Source organism: Micromonospora sp. 15K316, assembly GCF_004348525.1.
In the GTDB taxonomy this organism is placed as follows: Bacteria; Actinomycetota; Actinomycetes; order Mycobacteriales; family Micromonosporaceae; genus Micromonospora.
In genome coordinates, this window is the sequence record NZ_SMKG01000362.1 from 1 (window position 1) to 3,447 (window position 3,447).

The 3,447-nt window shown below is 69.9% G+C and carries 1 protein-coding gene; it reads left to right on the forward strand.

The features are described 5' to 3' along the window. Positions 1–1,561: 1,561 nt before the first annotated feature. Positions 1,562–3,391 carry a right-handed parallel beta-helix repeat-containing protein gene (locus E1211_RS31380; protein WP_132353750.1) on the forward strand — a complete coding sequence of 610 codons (1,830 nt, stop codon included), beginning with the start codon at positions 1,562–1,564 and terminating at the stop codon, positions 3,389–3,391. Positions 3,392–3,447: the final 56 nt, after the last annotated feature.

Sequence of the window (3,447 nt, forward strand, 5' to 3'; positions counted from 1 at the left end):
GCCCGAAAGTCCCGGGGTGAGGCGGGGGGCTTCACCGCGCCGGGACGGTGTGCAACGACCGACCGGCCACCATCATTCCCGGCGGCCTGCCCGGGGTTCCGGGGGCTTGCCGACCGTGGTCCGCGGCAACCTTGGGGGGTCGTGCGGCGGGGACCGGGTTCAACGGTTCGTGCGGTCGGACCGGGTTCAACGACCGGCGGGCCACCGTCATTCCCGGGGCCGTGCCGACCGGCGGGTCGACAGGCGGGTGCCCTGTCCGGGTATCACCCCGGATCGGCCGGGTTCCCGGCCAGGGCCGGGCCCGCGGGTGACTGCCCGGCGGGGCGGGCTGCTACCTCGGCCGTCAGGGATTGTTCAACGCCGGCGGCCCGGCCACGATTCCGGCCCGGGGATGCCACCGGTCACACCCCGAAACCGTCGAAACCACCCAACCGGCGTCGGCGCCGTGGCTCCTCGCCTGCGCCTGCGCCGGCGCCGGTGGCCGCGGGCCGCATCCACCCGCCGCATAAACCGGACATCTCGCGTGGTCCGTCTCGGGGATGCCCGATGATCGACTCGACTTCCATGAAGTCGGGGCATCGCACGGACCGGACACCCCGACATGCAGGTAACCCGAGTCGATCACCGCTCCGGGCCGCTGGCGCGGGCCCCGGAACCCCAGCCCGGTCACCGCCCCGAAGAACTCACAAGCCCAAGCCCGGTGACCGCCCCGTGGGCGATGGTCGGGGCTGAATCCGGTCAACCGTGGCCCGAGGAATGCCCGACTCCCCTCGCAAACCGGACGGCCTTGGCCAATCGCCCCAGGGCGCGGCGGTGGTCGACTCGGGGTTCCACGAAGTCGGGGCATGTGCGGACGGGACACCCCGACACGCACGTAACCCGATTCGATCATCAGTTCCGGGCCATCGGCCGGGACGGCGCAAGCCCCAGTCCGGCCACCGGCCCGGAACCCACAAGCCCGGGTCCCGGTCACCGACCCGTGGGCGAGTGGTCTCGGCTGGGTCCGGTCAACCATGGCCCGAGGGGGTGTCCCGCTCCGGGGCACCCCCGACTCGTCGAGGCTTCGGGATCGACTCGGACCCCCCGACGCGGAGCGTCCCGGCCGTCGCCACGCCGAATCGGGGCCGGGGGGTGCGCATTGACGGCCTGGAACGGTGATCGACTCGGGTTACCTGCATGTCGGGCCATCCGGTCCGCGCGATGCCCCGACTTCATGGAAGTCGAGTCGATCGGCCGCGCCTGGGGTCGTTGGGCGATATCGTCCGGTTCGCGAGCGCAGGCGGGCATTCCCGACATCCCGGCTGGTGGCGTTTCGAACGTCCCGCGTCGGCTGCCGGGCCCGTCCACCTTCGTAACGGTCGGAGGTTTCCTGTCCGCACCGACCCTGATGACCCGATCAATGACCGATGTGAGGTCAATGCGGGCTTTTTTCGGATACGTCCCCGTCGCGAGGATCCTTCTCATACGGTGGCCATCAGAGGCTGCAACCGATTTGTAGCTGGTCGCACCGACTTAAGCCGGGGCGACCCCGTCTGGTAGCAGGAAAGGGCGGAAGGCTCTGATGTCCAATGACGTAACCACTCCCGACGGCGGGGCACCGGCCCCACCGCCGAGATCAGGACGACGGAAACTGTGGGTGGCCGCCGGCGTCGCGGGCCTGACCGGCGTGGTCGGCCTGGCGGTCCTGGGCGGCGTGGCCGCGCGGGACGACAAGTCCGGCGGCACGGACCGACTCTCCGACGCGCAGTCGTCGACCCCGAAGCAGAACGTCAGCGACTCCGGCAAGGTGGACGCGGGCGACGACGAGAGCGGCAAGGGTGACGAGAGCCGGTCCGGCGACGACTGGGGCGGCGACGACTGGAGCGGCGGGGACTGGAGCGGGCAGGGTGACCGCACCGGTGGGAGCAGCGGTCGGGAGCAGAAGGAGCAGGAGCACAAGGACCAGGAGCACAAGGACCAGGTCAAGAAGGTGCCCTGCGACACCGACAAGCTGATCCAGGCGATCGTCTTCGCCAACGACAACCACGGCGCGACGCTCGAACTGGCCAAGGACTGCACCTACAACCTGACCCGGTACGACGAGTTCGGCAACGGCCTGCCGGTCATCACCGAGAAGATCACCCTCAAGGGCGACAAGACCAAGCTCGTCCGGAACGCCAACGCGACCTGGTTCCGGATCCTCAACGTCGGCGCCGGCGGGCACCTGACGGTGAAGGGCCTGACCATCAAGGGCGGTCAGACACTCGGTACGGGCCTGGTGCCGCAGCCGATGCAGGTCTGGTCCCGCTACTCGAACTCGGTCCAGGCGACCGAGGCGATCAAGGCGGGCACGCCGGCCACGGTGGAGGCGGACACGCTGAAGGCGAAGGCGGCTGCGAAGCCGGCAGCCGAGGCCAAGCCGGCCGCCAAGCCGGCCACCGACGCCAAGCCGGCCGCCAAGCCGGCGAAAGCCGTGACGGCCGTGGCCGACCCGGCACCGGCCGCAGCGGCCGGCACCGACGTCAGCGTGCTGGTCGAGGAGCCGGAGTTCAACGACGGCGCCGGCATCCTGGTGCAGCCGGGCGGCAGGGCGGATATCGAGTACAGCGAGATCGTGCAGAACCAGACCGGCGGCAAGGGCGGCGGGCTGGCCAACTTCGGCCACACCCGGATCAGCAAGAGCACCGTCACGGAGAACACGGCGTTCCTCTACGGCGGTGGGCTCTTCAACGCCGGCGTACTCCAGGTGGACGAGTCGTCGGTCAAGAACAACGAGGCCGGGATCGGTGGCGGCGGCATCGCCAACGGCGCCCCGGGCATCCTCCAGGACGACGTCGACGGTGGCGCGCTCTGGCTCTACAAGACCGAGGTCACGAGCAACAACACCATCGGCTTCGGTGGCGGCATCCTCGACGTCGAGGGTGACACCAAGCTGGAGTACGCGAAGATCACCGACAACACGGCGGTGCTCGCCGGTGGTGGTATCGCGACGGCGGACAGCCAGCTCACGCTGAAGCACGTGACCGTGGCGAAGAACAGCACGGTGGGCGTCGGTGGCGGCCTGGCCATCGCGTTCGACAGCGTGGCGACGATCGAGGAGAGCTCGATCAAGGAGAACGTCGCCGGGTTCTTCGGCGGCGGCCTCTTCGTCGAGGACAGCATCGTGACGCTGCGCAAGAGCGAGGTCGTCGGCAACCGCGCCGTCGGGCCGCTCGGCGTCGGCGGTGGCATCTTCACCATCTTCGGCAGCGAGGTCCGGCTGGACGAGACCAAGGTGAAGGACAACATCGCGCGACTGGCGGTCGGCGGCATCTTCAACTCGCCGAGCAGCGAGGTGGAGCTCGACGACAAGTCGGCCGTGACGGGCAACCGCCCGACCAACTGCTTCAACGTTCCCCGCTGCTTCGCCTGACCGGCGAGGGGGCTGGTTCACATAGAGGAGGGCCCCTCCGCGTCGCTCGTCGGCGC

Excerpts from the sequence above, each read along its gene's own strand:
- E1211_RS31380 (WP_132353750.1), top strand. The coding sequence starts at position 1,562 with ATGTCCAATGACGTAACCACTCCCGACGGCGGGGCACCGGCCCCACCG.